Annotated in this window: 14 protein-coding genes; 7 read left to right on the forward strand and 7 right to left on the reverse strand. The window is 35.1% G+C overall.

What is annotated here, in order from left to right; genetic code table 11:
* Positions 1-45: 45 nt before the first annotated feature.
* Positions 46-846, forward strand: a complete 801-nt coding sequence (locus tag ES677_RS01025) for an SDR family oxidoreductase (RefSeq protein WP_148368618.1) — start codon at positions 46-48, stop codon at positions 844-846.
* A gap of 93 nt (positions 847-939) precedes the next feature.
* Positions 940-1,602: a fructose-6-phosphate aldolase gene (gene fsa, locus ES677_RS01030; protein WP_148368617.1), complete on the forward strand. Its 663-nt coding sequence runs from the start codon at positions 940-942 to the stop codon at positions 1,600-1,602.
* 122 nt (positions 1,603-1,724) lie between these two features.
* Here the strand turns inward: fsa and ES677_RS01035 are convergent, their stop codons facing one another.
* Together ES677_RS01035 and ES677_RS01040 are read right to left on the reverse strand one after the other, a co-directional pair.
* Positions 1,725-2,372, reverse strand: a complete 648-nt coding sequence (locus ES677_RS01035; protein ID WP_148380162.1) for a hypothetical protein — start codon at positions 2,370-2,372, stop codon at positions 1,725-1,727.
* 801 nt (positions 2,373-3,173) lie between these two features.
* Positions 3,174-4,604 (reverse strand): TlpA family protein disulfide reductase, encoded by a 1,431-nt coding sequence (locus ES677_RS01040; RefSeq protein ID WP_148380163.1) that lies wholly within the window; start codon positions 4,602-4,604, stop codon positions 3,174-3,176.
* A gap of 145 nt (positions 4,605-4,749) precedes the next feature.
* Here ES677_RS01040 and ES677_RS01045 point away from each other — a divergent pair, with 145 nt between their 5' ends.
* Together ES677_RS01045 and ES677_RS01050 are read left to right on the forward strand one after the other, a co-directional pair.
* Entirely contained in the window at positions 4,750-6,375 is a 1,626-nt protein-coding gene (locus ES677_RS01045) for an ABC-F family ATP-binding cassette domain-containing protein (protein WP_148380164.1), read from the forward strand.
* A gap of 168 nt (positions 6,376-6,543) precedes the next feature.
* Positions 6,544-7,374: a fasciclin domain-containing protein gene (locus ES677_RS01050; protein WP_148380165.1), complete on the forward strand. Its 831-nt coding sequence runs from the start codon at positions 6,544-6,546 to the stop codon at positions 7,372-7,374.
* Between the two features lie 77 nt (positions 7,375-7,451).
* Here ES677_RS01050 and ES677_RS01055 read toward each other — a convergent pair whose 3' ends face one another.
* From ES677_RS01055 to pheT, 3 genes are all read right to left on the reverse strand, one after another.
* A complete protein-coding gene (locus ES677_RS01055) occupies positions 7,452-7,691 on the reverse strand; it encodes a putative signal transducing protein (RefSeq protein ID WP_148368612.1) in 240 nt (79 codons plus the stop codon).
* A gap of 396 nt (positions 7,692-8,087) precedes the next feature.
* Positions 8,088-8,288 carry a hypothetical protein gene (locus tag ES677_RS01060; RefSeq protein ID WP_148368611.1) on the reverse strand — a complete coding sequence of 67 codons (201 nt, stop codon included), beginning with the start codon at positions 8,286-8,288 and terminating at the stop codon, positions 8,088-8,090.
* A 3-nt stretch (positions 8,289-8,291) separates the two neighbouring features.
* On the reverse strand, positions 8,292-10,718 hold the full coding sequence (pheT, locus tag ES677_RS01065) for a phenylalanine--tRNA ligase subunit beta (RefSeq protein WP_148380166.1): 2,427 nt from the start codon (positions 10,716-10,718) through the stop codon (positions 8,292-8,294).
* Positions 10,719-10,901: 183 nt separating this feature from the next.
* Here pheT and ES677_RS01070 point away from each other — a divergent pair, with 183 nt between their 5' ends.
* A complete protein-coding gene (locus tag ES677_RS01070; protein WP_148380167.1) occupies positions 10,902-12,119 on the forward strand; it encodes a TlpA disulfide reductase family protein in 1,218 nt (405 codons plus the stop codon).
* Between the two features lie 7 nt (positions 12,120-12,126).
* On the opposite strand, the gene miaE is transcribed toward ES677_RS01070, so the two are convergent.
* On the reverse strand, positions 12,127-12,708 hold the full coding sequence (gene miaE / locus ES677_RS01075; protein WP_148368608.1) for a tRNA-(ms[2]io[6]A)-hydroxylase: 582 nt from the start codon (positions 12,706-12,708) through the stop codon (positions 12,127-12,129).
* 52 nt (positions 12,709-12,760) lie between these two features.
* The gene (gene recG / locus ES677_RS01080) at positions 12,761-14,863 is read right to left on the reverse strand and encodes an ATP-dependent DNA helicase RecG (protein WP_148380168.1); all 2,103 of its coding nucleotides are present in this window, start codon (positions 14,861-14,863) and stop codon (positions 12,761-12,763) included.
* A 116-nt stretch (positions 14,864-14,979) separates the two neighbouring features.
* On the opposite strand from recG, the gene ES677_RS01085 reads away from it, so the two are divergent.
* The gene (locus tag ES677_RS01085) at positions 14,980-15,159 is read left to right on the forward strand and encodes a hypothetical protein (protein ID WP_148380169.1); all 180 of its coding nucleotides are present in this window, start codon (positions 14,980-14,982) and stop codon (positions 15,157-15,159) included.
* 9 nt (positions 15,160-15,168) lie between these two features.
* Positions 15,169-16,680, forward strand: a complete 1,512-nt coding sequence (locus ES677_RS01090) for a peptide-N-glycosidase F-related protein (RefSeq protein WP_211357853.1) — start codon at positions 15,169-15,171, stop codon at positions 16,678-16,680.
* Positions 16,681-16,691: the final 11 nt, after the last annotated feature.

The following is a 16,691-nucleotide window of genomic DNA, read 5'->3' on the forward strand; positions in this document are numbered from 1 at the left end:
CACTTAAATTATTGTATTTTTGGCCCATAAAAGTTTAAAATTTATATGTCTAAAGTTGTTTTAATTACAGGCGGTTCTTCCGGAATCGGAAAATCTATTGGAGAATTTTTAACCGATAAGGGATTTAAAGTCTACGGCACTAGCCGAAATCCAGAGCGTTATACTAATAGTAAATTTCCTATTGTAGCTTTAGATGTTAATAATCCAGAGAGCATTACTACAGCCATTTCTGAAATTTTAAAAAATGAAAACACCATAGATATTCTTATAAACAATGCCGGTGTTGGTATAACGGGGCCCATTGAAGAAATCCCTAACGACCAAATTCAACATAATTTCGATACCAATGTTTTTGGACCGATAAACGTTATTAAGGCTGTTTTACCTCAAATGCGTATTCAAAGAAGTGGATTAATTATTAATATCACGTCTATTGCCGGATATATGGGATTGCCTTATCGCGGCATTTATAGCGCGAGTAAAGGAGCCTTAGCGCTAATTACGGAAGCGTTTAGAATGGAAGTGAAAGATTTTAATATAAAAATGACCACTATTGCCCCTGGCGATTTTGCAACTAATATTGCTGCTGGACGTTTCCACGCGACTGTACACCCAAATTCTCCATATACTAAATATAAATCGGTGTTAAGTGATATCGATGAACACGTAGATAGTAGTGGTGACCCCATAGAGGTTGCCAAGAAGGTGTATCAAGTAATTAATGCCAAAAATCCCAAAGTGCATTATAAAGTAGGGGCTTTTATGCAGAAATTTTCAATTGTATTGAAACATATTTTACCAGATACGGTGTACGAAAAACTACTGTTAAATCATTACAAACTGTAAGTAGATTATGATTTTAATGTATTCTTTATTAAAAACAAGGGATAAATTGTAATTTAGCTCCAATTAAAAATAAACACTACTAAATATATTACCATGAAATTTTTTATTGATACAGCAAACTTAGAGCAAATTAGAGAAGCTCAAGATCTAGGTGTTTTAGACGGCGTTACTACAAACCCGTCATTAATGGCTAAAGAAGGTATTACCGGTCACGATAATATTATGAAACATTATGTTGAAATCTGCTCAATAGTAGATGGAGATGTTAGTGCTGAAGTTATCGCAACCGATTACGATGGAATGGTGAGAGAAGGAGAGGCTTTAGCGGAACTACACAATCAAATTGTTGTGAAATTACCAATGATTAAAGATGGAATTAAAGCGTGTAAATACTTTAGTGATAAAGGTATTAAAACCAACGTTACGTTAGTGTTTTCTCCAGGACAAGCATTATTAGCAGCGAAAGCAGGAGCAACATATGTGTCCCCATTTATAGGTCGTTTAGATGATATTTCTACGGATGGATTAAACCTTATTGCTGAAATAAGACATATATACGATAACTACGCGTTCGAAACTCAAATTTTAGCGGCTTCTGTGCGCCATACAATGCACGTAATCGATTGTGCTAAATTAGGTGCCGATGTTATGACTGGTCCTTTAAGCTCGATTGAAGGGTTACTAAAACACCCGTTAACAGATATTGGATTAGCTAAATTTTTAGAAGATTATAAAAAGGGAAACTCATTGATTTAATTATTCAGATAAGACTATAAAAAAAGCTTCAGGGTATTACTGAAGCTTTTTTTGTTTTATACCTTTTTTAAAAATTGATTTGAGCCACAATCAGTTGAAATAATTAGACTTTATCTCCTTAACTAGTATTGAATATTGTAAGAGTCTAATCGTCTTATAATACTAGGTGTCGTCTCGTTTACAAACGATGCGCTGTCATAGATAAGTCCCACGCCATCTGCGTAATAAAAATGGTCTAAACCATTAAATGGTTCGCCTTCTGGTGATTTAGCATAACGTTCGGAGTTGATGCTGGTAAAAACGCCGGCTTCAACGGTTATTAGAGAATCTCCTACCGTTAAAGTTTCGTAGATAGAACCCCATTGGTTTTCTACAATTAAGCGTTCATCAAAATCGTTATTTGTAAACTGAATCGCGCCATCTTCATTTATTAAATTGCCTTCGTTTTCTCTAAGGAGTTTAAAATGCTCTCCATTAGAATTACAAAACGTTATCTGTTCTTCATTTCCTGTGGTTAGTCGTCTAAACTTATAATAAAGATGTCCCGAAACGTCTTGAGTATCTACAATACTTAAAGAATCGATGACCCCGGTATCTTCATAGTTTTCGGTATTGTCATCGTATTTATAATTTTTATATACCCATGAATTGCCAACGGTTAATGCGTAAAAATTGGCTTCAGGTGGCGTCGTTTGATTTTCGGCATCGTCGGATTCACTGCAAGAAAAAGAAAATATAATAATTAAAAAACTTAGCGATATACGTTTCATAGTATAGGTTTTTTTGTTAAAAATTAATTAGGTGTGGTTTTGAAGATATTAGTTGTATTAATCTAAACGAGAGAAAGTGAAATTTAGTATTATTTGTTTTTTTAGTTGGTGTTACTAAGATGAAAATGATTGAGGTGTTTTTTATCAGTTTAGCTAATATAGATATGTATATTAAAAGACTTTAATTTGTAAGACTATTCTAGAGAATAGAAGCATACCATAACGATAAGGAATGTTAAATGAAAGCAACAGTTTAGAAATCCTAAAACTTAAGATGTAATTCAAAGTCTTCAATACTCAGAAGAAAATTTAATTTTCAGAACTCCTCCAGAATCTCTCTTGAACTTAGTGGCGAACTACGGTGATTGCATTATGGGACTAAAATTATTGAGAAATTTATTAGTATTCAAGTAGCCTTAAAGGTCTGCCAAAAACCAAAGAAAGGATGTTAAAACACTGTCTCGGCTATTATTAACCTGTTCTAGTTGGATTAGTTGTTGGAGAATTTAATTAAAAAGGGGGGCTTTAGAGTAGAGATTATGCCTGCTCTAAATATTAAAAGTGGTAAGGAAATCTTTTTCAAATTCGCTAACCATAGAGAAGTATACAGCAGTGGTTTTCCAAAAAAGTATATAGTGTCTAGCGTATTAGGCATTATAAAACTAGGGTTTTATGTAAAAAATCCAGCAGAAACACTGAAAATATTAAGTATTTAAAGTTTTGGAGAATCAACAAAACGATAGAGAGGTTGCTAAAGATCTTAGTGAAATTAAAGTAATAACAATCTTTGTCCTTAATAAATTACTGATTTATAACACCCAATAATTCTTGCTCAAAACTAATATTAAACATATTAGCTTTAGCGTTAACAATCTCTGCTTTTCCATTTAAAATGAAAACGTTATTAATGGGTTTTACAGATAAAACTTTTATAGCCTCTGCAGCAGATTGGAAACGGAATTCGTTATTAATTCTTACGTTGTATAGCTTCAATAATCGTACTTGTTCTTTATACGAAATAGAATCTACGTTTAAGGCTATAAATTCGACTTCGGGATATTTTTTTTGTAAATCGGAGGCCCTTCTATGAGCGATAATCAAATGGTTTTTATTGGTTCTAGTCCAAAAATAAATAACAGTTGGCTTATTAATAAGCCCTTGTAAAGTGCGTTGATTATTATTTTTATCTAAAATTTTTAAATTAGGAATCTTTTTACCCGGTTTTAAGCGTTTGTATGAATTTACAATGCGCGTAACACGTGCTATTTGTTCGGTATTAGTGCTTTTTTGCTGAAACGATTCTAAAAGAGCATCGTAATCTTCAGTATTTTTTGTAATGCTTATAAAATGTACAATGTTATAATTTAGAAGACCGTTTTTTATTTCTTCATTCTGGATTTTGTCATCTATAACATTAAGCTTATCCAAGGTGTAATCTAAAATATGCTCGTTATAAGAGGTGTCTTCAGAATGTTTAAAATGGGTTTGTAATGCGGCATTATTTACATAAAAACGTAAAAACGAATTATAGGGGCGGTAGTCTTTTAATACATCGTTGTTAAAATCAACATCCTTTCGGTAGTTATAAAAATCTTCAGGCAAACTTTCGAACATATCACGCTCAGATTTGCTGTAATTTGCTAAAGGGTATAATTCTTTGTTTGAGTAGTATTTGTAATTAATATCGGCCGTAGCGAGTTCTAAAAACAAGTCAGACGGTTTGTTTTTCTTCTTAAAGCGCGATAATTTATTAAACTTTGCGTCCCTTAAAGCGTGAAGTTTCTTTTCGAATTCTTTTGGATTTAATTGACTAATACCAAGGATGTCTTTGTCTTCTTGTTCATTTTGAAGAAACAAATTAACTAGAAAATTATTCTCTTTGGCGCCTTTACCCGTATACACTAACGACTCATCAAAATCTATAGTATTTAATCGTAAACGTAAGCTATCGCGGGGTTGTAATAAAAATGTTTGGGTTTCTCTACCATCAAAAAAGTTGTAAATACCAGGTTTTAAACTCTCGAGTGTGTAACCAAATCTGTTTTTCTTATCCAAAAATAAGGTGTCTATAAATTTTCTGTTTTTAGAAAGTACGAGATAATTTGAATAGGGATTAATAATTTCACCACCAAAAAAAGCACTGTCGTCTACATTACTATTCGCTGCGTCTTTTTCACAAGAGGTAAAAAAGAGAGTCAAAATTAATAATAGAGGTAGGGCTTTAATAGTCATTAATAGAACGTATATTTTAGATAACAAAAATATGTTTTGCTTTGGATTTCTCGTGTTAAGGCGTTGTTAAAGTTATTAAGCTGGGTTTTATTTCGTCTTACGGAAGTAATTTTCTACTTTTGCAAAAATTTTTAAACTACAATTTATGTTATCAGTTTCAAATCTTTCAGTTCAATTTGGGAAGCGTATTCTTTTTGATGAAGTGAGCACAACCTTTAATAATGGAAATTGCTATGGAATTATTGGTGCAAATGGCGCCGGAAAGTCTACATTTTTAAAAATAATTTCTGGTCAGCAAGAAGCTAATTCTGGTAGCGTGCATTTGGAAGCAGGAAAGCGTATGTCGGTTTTAACACAGGACCATAATAAGCACGATGAAGATACTGTTTTAGAAACCGTTTTAAAGGGAAACGAGATTTTATATAAATTGAAGTCTGAAATAGATGCCTTATACGCAGATTATACGGATAAGAATGCTGAAAAAATAGGGGAACTTCAAGTTCGTTTTGAGGAAATGAACGGCTGGAATGCAGATAGCGATGCAGCGTCAATGTTATCTAACTTAGGTGTTAAAAGCGATTACCATTATATGGTAATGGGCGATCTTGATGGTAAACAGAAAGTACGTGTGTTATTAGCACAGGCGCTGTTTGGAAATCCAGATGTGTTAATTATGGATGAGCCTACCAACGATTTAGATTACGAAACTATTTCTTGGCTAGAAAACTTTTTGGCGAATTATGATAACTGTGTTATTGTGGTTTCTCACGATAGACACTTTTTAGATTCTGTATGTACACATATTAGTGATATTGACTTTGGAAAGATTACTCATTTCTCTGGAAACTATACGTTTTGGTACGAGTCTTCTCAATTAGCAGCAAGACAGCATGCGCAACAAAACAAGAAAGCCGAAGAAAAGAAAAAGGAATTAGAAGAATTTATTCGCCGTTTCTCTGCTAACGTTGCTAAGTCTAAACAAGCAACTAGTAGAAAAAAGATGATTGATAAACTTAATATTGGAGATATTAGACGGACAAGTCGTCGTTATCCAGCCATTATTTTTGAGCGCGATAGAGAAGCAGGGGATCAAATATTAAATGTTGAAGGTTTAACGGCTTCTTTAGATGGTGAGGTGTTATTTAAAGACATCGATTTAAACTTGAATAAGGGTGAAAAAGTGGTGTTGTTCTCTAGAGATTCTAGGGCGACAACGGCATTTTATCAAATATTAAACGATAAAGAAAAAGCAGATTCAGGAAAATTTGCTTGGGGAGTGACAACGACACAATCGTATTTACCTTTAGATAATAATGCTTTTTTCGAAAATGAGTTAACGTTAATCGATTGGTTGCGCCAATGGGCAACTACCGAGGAAGAGCGCGAAGAAGTGCATATTCGAGGCTTTTTAGGAAAAATGATTTTTAGTGGAGAAGAGGCCTTTAAAAAATCGTCTGTGTTATCTGGTGGAGAAAAAGTACGTTGTATGTTATCGCGCATGATGATGACTAGAGCCAACGTTTTGCAACTGGATGAACCAACAAACCATTTAGACTTAGAAAGTATTACCGCGTTTAATAACTCGCTTAAAAACTTTAAAGGAACTGTATTGTTTACCACTCATGATCACGAGTTTGCACAAACTGTAGGAAATCGCGTGGTAGAATTAACACCAAACGGAGTAATTGATAGATTTATGTCGTTTGATGATTATATGCAAGATCCAAAAATTAAAGAATTAAGAGATAAAATGTATGGGGTAACTGTATAAATTTCACCTTTCAATTTAATAAACTAGTAAAGCTCTGATTCTATCAGGGCTTTTTTTGTAAATAATTATCTTATATTTGGATAAATATGTTAAAATAATCGCTGTAAAACATCTAAAATCGAAATGTAATCGTTTAAAGAGTAAAGCATTAAATAAAAAATAAAAATTATGTATTTAAAAACTAAAGCAATAACCAAGCAAATTACAATGGCAATAGCGCTAGTAGGTTGTATTAGTTTGGGTTTCGCTCAAAATAAAGAGCTTGAACGTACTGATAAGACATCAGAAAATAAAATCGCTGAATCTGAAATGAGTCGTGCTTCACTATCGGCTATAGATGAGGAAGATGCTACATCGGCTAACGCAAAAGCTGAAGAAATAAAAATGTCTCATAATGCAACAGATAATGAAGAGGTTTTAAAAGCGGAATTGAAAGATGCCAAACAAGACACACAAGAAGACAACACAGAAGGAGAACCAGAAGCGTCTACAATAAATAGTGCTATTTATATGTTTAGTAAAAGTAAGATAACAACTCCCCGAACTGTCGAAGGAACAACTGTTTTCGCTTATTTAAACAACTCTGAAGATTATACGTTTTTAGTACGCGCAATTAAACTTGTAGGATTAGAAGAGACTTTAAAAGGAAAAGGGCCGTTTACTGTTTTTGCTCCAACCAACGCAGCATTTAACGCGTTACCAGAAAAAACGTTAGAAACGCTATTAGAAGCTGAAAACAGAGAGGCACTTAAAGAGATGTTAACTTACCACGTTATGCCAGGAAACCAAGGTGTAAACGAGTTAACGAGGGCTGTAAATGGCAACGGCGGAGAAGCACGTTTGAAAACCTTAAACGGAACAACACTTACAGCAACTTTACAAGGTGATAAAATTGTCTTAATTGGCGCTAACGGTGTGAAATCTACTATTATTTCGGGAGATAAAACACAAACAAACGGAATGGTACACACCATCAATACCGTTGTAATGCCAAACTAGTGAGCATATGTAGTATATAAAAAAAGCGGCTAAAATAAGATTTAGCCGCTTTTTTTATGTTTAAAATCAAGCCATAATTATTTACTTTCCATCTCTCCACGAACCACCTCTACCACTTGTACAGCTTTATTTAGTTCTTTTTCATGTACATAAACTTCTGGTTGTCCGCGTAAAGCAGATGCAAATCCTGCAAGTCTACCAGATTCGGTTTCGTCTTTAATAATCGGACTAATTCCGATATCTTCTAAACGCTCCTTAATCATTTGAACGATAATATAATTTCCTGTAAAAATTTTTACATATTCTGAGTCTGACATACTGTTTCGTATTTAGGTTATATTTAAATGTACAAATAATAAGTGTTCAAATTAAATTTTAAGGAACTTCTGTAAGTTAAAGTTTTGCAAAATAGATAGGGCTCAAAAAATTAAATAGATAGGTTCCTATTTTAGTACGTCGCTATTTTATATTTAAGACACTGATTTTGATAATGATTTACATATGGATGGTTGTACACCTTAGCAACATTTTATAAGATAGTTATACAGGTTGTTGAATTTAGTAGTATCTGATTACCTTTTTATGCGACAATAACAAGAGAATAGGAAGGCGATTACCAGTAAATTAAGTGTTGAATGGTGTCTTTCTGAAATAAAAAAAGTAGCCTACAGATTATGCAGACTACTTTTATATAGTGTTATCGAAAGTTGTTTTTACTTCGTGTATTTATATAAATTATAAATACCAAAACCAAGGAAGGCCGCAGCAAAAACAAGTCTTAGGTTTGACAGTGTTGCTTCGGTTAAAAAGTGACTGTAAAAACGGTAACCTCCTAAGCCAATAAAAGCTATACCTGAAATTAGATCCCAGATGTTTTTCTTTTTCTGTGGTACTTCATTGTGTTCTGTTTCCATAATTTATCTTAGTTGGGCACCTAATTTTGTTTCGAAATTAGATTTTAATTTATTCATTATTTTATCTACTTGCTTATCAGTAAGTGTTTTGTTTTCATCTTGAAAGATAAAACTTACGGCATAACTTTTCTTTCCTTCGGGTAGGTTTTCACCTTGGTAAACGTCGAATAAGTTTACGCTTTTTAAAAGTTGCTTTTCTGTTTGTTTAGAAATAGTATGTATGTCTTCAAAGAGCACTTTATCGTCTAGTAGTAACGCGAAATCGCGACGCACTTCAGGGTATTTTGGTATTGCTTTAAACGAAATTGTATTGCGTTTTGCAATGTCAATAATAGCCTCCCAATTAAAATCGGCATAAACGACAGCTTGAGAAATTCCAAAATGCTTTAAAATAGCGTTTTTAACTACTCCAAATTCTACTAATTTCGTTTTGCCTTGTTCTAACAATACGCCTTCGCTAAACACATCATTTTTAAAAGGCTTAGTCTTAAATCTAGAGATTCCTAAGCGCTCTAAAGTCGCTATAATGGTCCCTTTTAAATAAAAGAAATCGCTTGGTGTCTGGTTTTTATTCCAAGATTCACTCGTTTTATTACCTGTTAAAAACAAGGTTAAGTGTTTCAGCTCTTCTTTATTATCTCCGTAGTTATGGTAAGTTTTACCAAATTCAAATAACTTTAAATCGGTGCGTTTTCTATTTATATTAAAAGAAATAGCTTCCAAACCTGAAAACAGTAGCGATTGACGCATTACCGATAATTCGCTACTTAACGGATTTAACATCGTAACATTATGGTCTTCATTTAACTGCTCGCTTAAAGCTGTGTAATCTGGAGTCGTAAGAGAATTAGCCATAATTTCGAAAAATCCTTGAGACGCTAATTGATTACCAATGATGTTTTGTAATTTATAGTCTTCAAAACGAGACGCATTAGAAATAGACGCGTTTAGCTTCGTCGTGGTTTCTATTTTATTATAACCGTACACTCTTAAAATCTCCTCGATAACATCCGCCTGGCGGTGTACATCGTTTCTGTACGCAGGAATTGTTAAACCTAATCCTGTTTCGGTAACATTATTAATTTTGAAATCTAAAGTCGTTAAAATACTTTTTATCGTTTCTTCAGGAATCTCTTGACCAACCAATTTCGTTACTTTATCGAATGTAAGGTGAACGTGAAGGTCTTCAATTTTATTCGGATAAAAATCTGAAATATCGCTAGTAATAATGCCGCCTGAAATTTCAATAATTAATAAAGCTGCGCGTTTTAAAGCATATTCTGTGATATTTGGGTCGATTCCTCTTTCAAATCTAAAAGAAGCGTCGGTATTTAAACCGTGGCGTTTCGCTGTTTTACGAATGCTAACGGGGTTAAAAAACGCGCTTTCTAAAAATATAGAGTTAGTGTTTTCGGTAACACCAGAATGCAATCCGCCATAAACACCGGCAATACACATAGGTACATCGGCATTACAAATCATTAAGTCGTCTTCATGTAATTTGCGTTCTACGCCATCTAAAGTGGTAAAGGGGGTTCCGGCAGCAACCGTTTTTACTTCAATTTTATTATCTATAATTTTTGCCGTATCAAAAGCGTGAAGTGGTTGCCCTAATTCGTGTAATACGTAATTAGTAGCATCAATTATAGTGTTTTTTGGGGTTACACCAATAGCCTTTAAGCGGTGTTGTAACCAAGCAGGGGATTCTTTAACTTTAATATCAGAAATGGTAATACCGCAATAGCGCGGTGCCAATTCTTTATTAGCGATTTCAATGTCTATTTTTAACGATCTATTGTCAACGTGAAACGCACTTACAGAGGGGGTGTTTAATTGGGCAATAATATTTTGTTGCGCTAAACCAGCTCTTAGATCTCTGGCCGTACCGTAATGACTCATTGCATCGGCACGGTTCGGGGTTAAACCAATTTCAAAAACCTGATCATTTACAATCTTAAATAAATCTGCAGCACGCGTTCCTACAACTGTATCGATGTCTAAAACCATAATACCATCGTGAGATTTCCCTATACCTAATTCATCTTCAGCGCAAATCATTCCGTGACTTTCTTCACCACGAATTTTTCCTTTTTTTATGGTCCAAGCTTCGCCTTCCTCGGTATATAAAGTCGTTCCTATGGTCGCCACAGGTACTTTTTGCCCAGCAGCAACATTGGGTGCGCCACAAACAATTTGCACGGGCTTCTCTAAGCCAATATTAACGGTTGTAACCTTTAATCGGTCTGCATTTGTGTGTTGTACGCACGTAAGTACTTCGCCTACAACAACGCCGTCTAAACCGCCTTTTATGCTTTGGTATAATTCTATACCTTCAACCTCCAAACCTAAGTCTGTTAATAATTCGCTTGTTTGTTCTGGTGACCAGTCTGTTTTAATAAACTGCTTAATCCAGTTATAAGAAATTTTCATTTATACAATACCGTTTTAAGTCCGCAAATATAAGAATACTTAAGGCTTAATGGAATTGAAAAACTATTTTGTTGAAAAAAAAGTGCTGATTAGCGGCTTATTATTAAGACCCCATTAGAATCTATGTTTTATTTGTAAGGTTTTTGTAGTTTATTCGATTACATTTAAAATCAAAACAAAACAATGCTAAAAACACCTCTTCTATTCTTAATTTTATCAGTTTCATTTTTATCTTGTCAAGATGAAACGCCTCAAGAACGATTATCACCGGGAATGTACCGCGCAGAATTACAAGTGAGCGACACAGAAATATTACCTTTTAATTTTAAGGTTGACGCTGAAGATTTGCTAGAAATTTATAATGCAGATGAAGTAATCTTGGTAGATGAAATACGCTATAAAGACGATTCTATTTATATAAAACTACCTGTCTTTGAGGGTGTTTTAATAGCGAAAATTAAAAACGGTGTTTTAAAAGGTGATTTTGTAGTAAAAGGTAAACAACGAAAAGTGCCGTTTACAGCTCAGAAAAATACAACGAGATTTGAGGTTGTAAACGATGCAATGGTTAACATTTCGGGCGATTGGGAAACGACATTTAGTCCCGATAGTGACTCCGAAAGTTACCAGGCAAAAGGTGTTTTTAAACAAACAGGTAACGAAGTGACCGGAACGTTTAGAACTGAAACCGGCGATTACCGCTATCTTGAAGGCGTAATTTCTGGATCGACTTTAAAACTCTCTACTTTTGATGGGGCACACGCTTTTTTGTTTACAGCACAAATTACCGATTCTACAATTGCTGGAACCTTTTATTCTGGAAACCATTATAAAGAACCTTTTGTAGCGCAGCGAAATAGTGATTTTGAATTAAAAAGTGCGAATGCGCTTACCTTTTTAAAAGAAGGTTACGAGAGTTTAGCCTTTAGCTTTCCAGATACTGATGGTAAGCAAGTGGCGTTAAGCGATACCCGATTTAAAGATAAAGTGGTTGTCGTGCAAATAATGGGAACGTGGTGCCCAAATTGTTTAGACGAAAGCACGTATTATGCAGACTATTATAGAAATAATAAGCACAAAGCCCTTGAATTTGTAAGTCTAGCTTTTGAATACGCGAAAACAGAAACTCAAGCTTTTAGTAATATAAAACGTTTGCGAGATCGTGTAGGTATTACCTATCCTATTTTGTTAGCACAGACAGGGTCGACAAGTAAAGAGGAAGCTCAGAAAAAACTACCAATGCTAAACCACGTTTTAAGTTATCCAACCACTGTATTTATTGACAAACAAGGAAAAGTTAGAAAAATACATACGGGGTTTAATGGGCCTGCTACTGGCGATAAGTTTACCGAATTTAAATTAGAGTTCGATGGTTTTATAAATGCGTTGTTAGAAGAGTAGGGGTGGTTTACCCGTGAATGGTTTCGCTTTTACCGTAACTTTTAATCAGTTCGCCTTCAAAGGTAACGAGTTCTTGCCAGCGCGCATCGACATCTATACCTTTTCCGTACTTTCTGGCAAACGTAATAAAAGTAGTGTAATGTCCAGCCTCACTAATCATTAGTTCGTGGTAAAACTTAGATAATTCGGGATCCGTAATACGTTCGGAGAGTAATTTAAAGCGTTCGCAACTTCGGGCTTCAATCATAGCCGAAAACAACAAACGATCGACCATACTTTGTAAACGGCTTCCGCCTTTGCTCATAAATTTATACAACTCATTGACGTAACTGTCTTTGCGTTCTCTGCCCAAAGTGTACCCACGCTCTTTAATGATGTTGTGCACCATTTGAAAGTGTTCTATTTCCTCCTTCGCGAGTTCTAATAATTCTGTAACTAAATCTGGATATTCAGAATTGTGAGTAATTATTGTAATTGCGTTGGTCGCCGCTTTTTGTTCGCACCACGCATGATCGGTTAATATTTCTTCAATATTAGATTCTACAATAGTTACCCAACGCGGATCGGTTTCTAGTTTAAGGTGAAGCATATTAATGTTTTAGATGTAAAAGTAAATAATATAACAGTTTAAGCTCAATATTCTAAGAAATATAATTCCAAATATTCTTGTATTTCGCCATTTGGCGGTAGGTCTCTAAAATAGGGGTGTGATCTGGCGATTTCAAACGGGGATCTTTTGTTAATATTTGTTTGGCATGGTACCGGGCATGTTGCAAAATATCATTGTCTTTAACGATATCGGCAATGCGCAAATTTAAAACACCACTTTGCTGTGTGCCCATAATATCTCCCGGACCACGAAGGCGTAAATCTACCTCGGCGATTTCAAAACCATCGTTAGTACTTACCATCGTTTTAATGCGTGTTTTACTGTTTTCAGAGAGTTTGTGGCTCGTCATTAAAATACAAAAACTTTGCTCGGCACCACGCCCAACACGACCACGCAATTGGTGTAATTGCGAGAGTCCAAAACGTTCGGCACTTTCAATTATCATTACCGAGGCATTAGGGACATTTACGCCGACTTCAATAACGGTTGTAGCGACCATAATATTGGTTTCGCCTTTTACAAAACGTTGCATTTCGAACTCCTTATCGGCCGGTTTCATTTGTCCGTGAACAATAGAAATTTGAAAGTCTGGCATCGGGAAATCTCGAGCAATACTTTCGTAGCCGTCCATTAAATCTTTGTAGTCCATATTGGCACTTTCTTTAATTAATGGGTACACGATATAGACCTGTCTTCCTTTCTTAATTTCGTCTCTTATAAAGCGTAAAACCTTAAGCCTATTGGTGTCGTATCGGTGTACTGTTTTTATGGCTTTTCTACCCGGTGGTAATTCGTCTATTACGGAGATGTCTAAATCGCCATAAACAGACATTGCTAAGGTTCTTGGAATAGGGGTTGCGGTCATTACTAAAACGTGTGGGGGCGAGGTGTTTTTTTTCCATAATTTAGACCGTTGCTCCACACCAAAACGGTGTTGCTCGTCGATAATGGCGAGTCCTAAATTTTTGAATTTCACCTTATCTTCTAAAACGGCGTGCGTGCCAATTAAGATGTCTAATTCGCCATTTTCTAAAGCTTCGTGAATTTTTCTTCGCTCTGAAGTTTTACTTGAGCCTGTAAGAAGTTTTATACTGATATTCAGATTGTTGCAAAGTTCTTTTAATCCGTTATAGTGTTGTGCTGACAAAATTTCAGTAGGCGCCATTAAACACGCTTGAAAACCATTGTCAAGTGCCATTAACATTGCCATTAGAGCCACAATAGTTTTTCCGGAGCCTACATCGCCTTGTAATAAGCGATTCATTTGGGCATTACTTCCTAAATCGGCTCTAATTTCTTTAAGTACACGTTTTTGTGCGTTGGTTAATTCAAAAGGTAAATGGTGTTTGTAAAACGTATTAAAATGGTCACCAACCGTATTGAAAGGAAAGCCTTTTATTTTAGATTTATGGATTAAATTTTTAAGGATTAATTGCAGTTGAATATAAAATAATTCTTCAAATTTTAGTCGGTATTTGGCTTTAAAAAGAAGGTCGGAATTCTTAGGAAAATGGATGTTAAAAATGGCTTCAGATTTGGTGATTAATTTTAAATCTGAAAGTAAATTTTTAGACAAGCTTTCAGCAAAGCGTCCTTTGGTTTCTAGGAATAAATTTTGCATAATTTTTGTCATCACACGATTGGTAATTCCGCGATTGGAAAGCTTCTCAGTCGATGGGTAAATAGCCTGCATCGAAGAGCGTAAATTTTGTTCGTGTTCACTTAGCAATTCAGTATCGGGGTGCGGAATACTAAACTTACCGTTGTAGTAATTGGTTTTACCAAAAATAACATAATCGGTATTGAGTTTTAGCGCTTCTCGAATCCATTTTTGTCCACGAAACCAAACCAATTCCATTACGCCGGTGTCGTCTTTAAAAGTGGCGACCAAACGCTTGCCTCTTTTTTGAGCAATCTCCTCAAATTTTATAATTTTCCCAATAATTTGAACTTCGGCATTGTTAGCTTGTAGTTCGTTAATTTTAAAATATTTGGTCCGGTCTAAATAGCGATTGGGAAATAGATTAAGTAAATCTTGGTACGTTTGGATACCGAGCTCCTTGCGAAGCAAATCTGCGCGACTTGGTCCGACACCTTTTAAATAATCTATGGGCGTTTGTAAACTCGTACTCATACTGCAAAAATATCAATTTATAATTTATTCTGTAATAGAATACGTGAATGTCTTTAGGCTTTTGATATATTTACGAAACAAAAAATTAACTATATTTTAACCTATAAATCAAATTTATGAAATTAACCACGCTTAAAACCTGTTTTGGTTTTATAATGTGTACGCTGGTCGTACTACTTTCTGCAAATTGTAGCAGCGACGATACAACTGATGCGGCACCCACTCCTGAAATTAAAACGATGGGCTCTTTTGTGACCTTTGGAGAAGTCGATGTGATGAATCATTCTAGTTCTTAAAATGTAGAAGTGAAAGGGGAGAACCTTAACGAAAATTTAAAAATTAAAGCGAGTGAAAATTTTGAAGTTTCTTTGGATGATTTAAGTTTTTCTGCTGAAGTTAGTTTAAATAAAAGTTCTGCAAACGCTGCAAATAAAACGGTTTATGTGCGTTTTTCTCCAAGTGAAACAGCTGTAGGACCAAGAGGTGGGACATTAACGTTAAAAAGTAATGGAGCCGTAACAAAATCATTAAGTTTAAGTGGTGCAGGAGTGAGTATTGCTCCCATTATTACTGTTAGCAATACGGCTTTAAGCTTTGACGATACCGCAGTTGCTAACGCGTCTAACCCTGTAGAACTTATGGTAACTGGCTATAATTTAGTAAGTGATATAAATCTAACAATTACAGATGATTTTGAGATGTCTTTAGACGGAACAACTTATGCAAATACTTTGCAAATAGGAACAGCGACAGCAAATGAAGCAACAATTGTTTACGTGCGTTTTACTCCCTCAGTTACTGGAAACGCAACAGGTACTTTAATAATATCAAATACAGATGCTGACGCTGTAGTAGTTAGTTTGTCTGGAAATTCACCGGCTGTAATTCATAATTATCAAACTTTTAATCAGCAACGTCTTGCTATGGGTGGTGGTTACGATCAATCTAACACTCAAACGTTTAACTTACATAATGATTTAACAGCTATAGAAACTGTAAAAATGTATGTTAAATTAACGTGTCCTACAGGTGGTTGCGATGAATGGGATGTCTATGCTAACGTAAAAGTGAAGGATCCAGCTACTGGAGAACTTTATGAGTTAGGACGTTACATTACGCCCTATTGGAATGACAATAGCCAATTAGAAAGAGGTTTTGAATATGATGTCACCGATTTTAAATCGCTGTTAACGGGGACTACCGAGTTGAGAATTAGAACTGAATGTTGGAATGATAAGGGGTACCAAGTATCCGTAGATTTCGATTATATTGAAGGCACGCCAGATTATCCTTACTATGCTGTGACTCCTATTCTTTCTTACGACGATTGGTCGTCTTCGGGCGTGCCTTACGGTGTAGCACATAATTTTGATTTAGACAAAACCGTGTCTATTCCTGCCAATGCAGAGAGTACTCATTTAAGAACCATTATTTCAGGTTGGGGACACGCAACACCGGAAGATACTGGAACAGGAAGAGGTTGTGCAGAGTGGTGTTATAGAACACACAGTGTTAAAATAAACGGTGCAAATACATTCGATCATTATATGGGACCAATGAATTGTGCGGCTAACCCAGTAAATAATCAAAGTCCAGGAAACTGGTCTGCTGATCGTGCGGGTTGGTGCCCAGGAATGGAAGTTCCCACCCGTTTAGATGTATTCGGTACGTCACTGGCAGGAAACACATTTGCTTTCGAGTATGACTACGAAGATTGGACTAACGATGGAGAAAATGGTAATGCTTATTACGCTACTTCTATATTTGTAGTCGTTAAAAGTAACACCCCAATTAATGCTCCAATAGTCACAAATTAAAACAGTTAATT

Origin of the sequence: Bizionia gelidisalsuginis, assembly GCF_008086185.1 — a bacterium.
Lineage (GTDB): Bacteria > Bacteroidota > Bacteroidia > Flavobacteriales > Flavobacteriaceae > Bizionia > Bizionia saleffrena.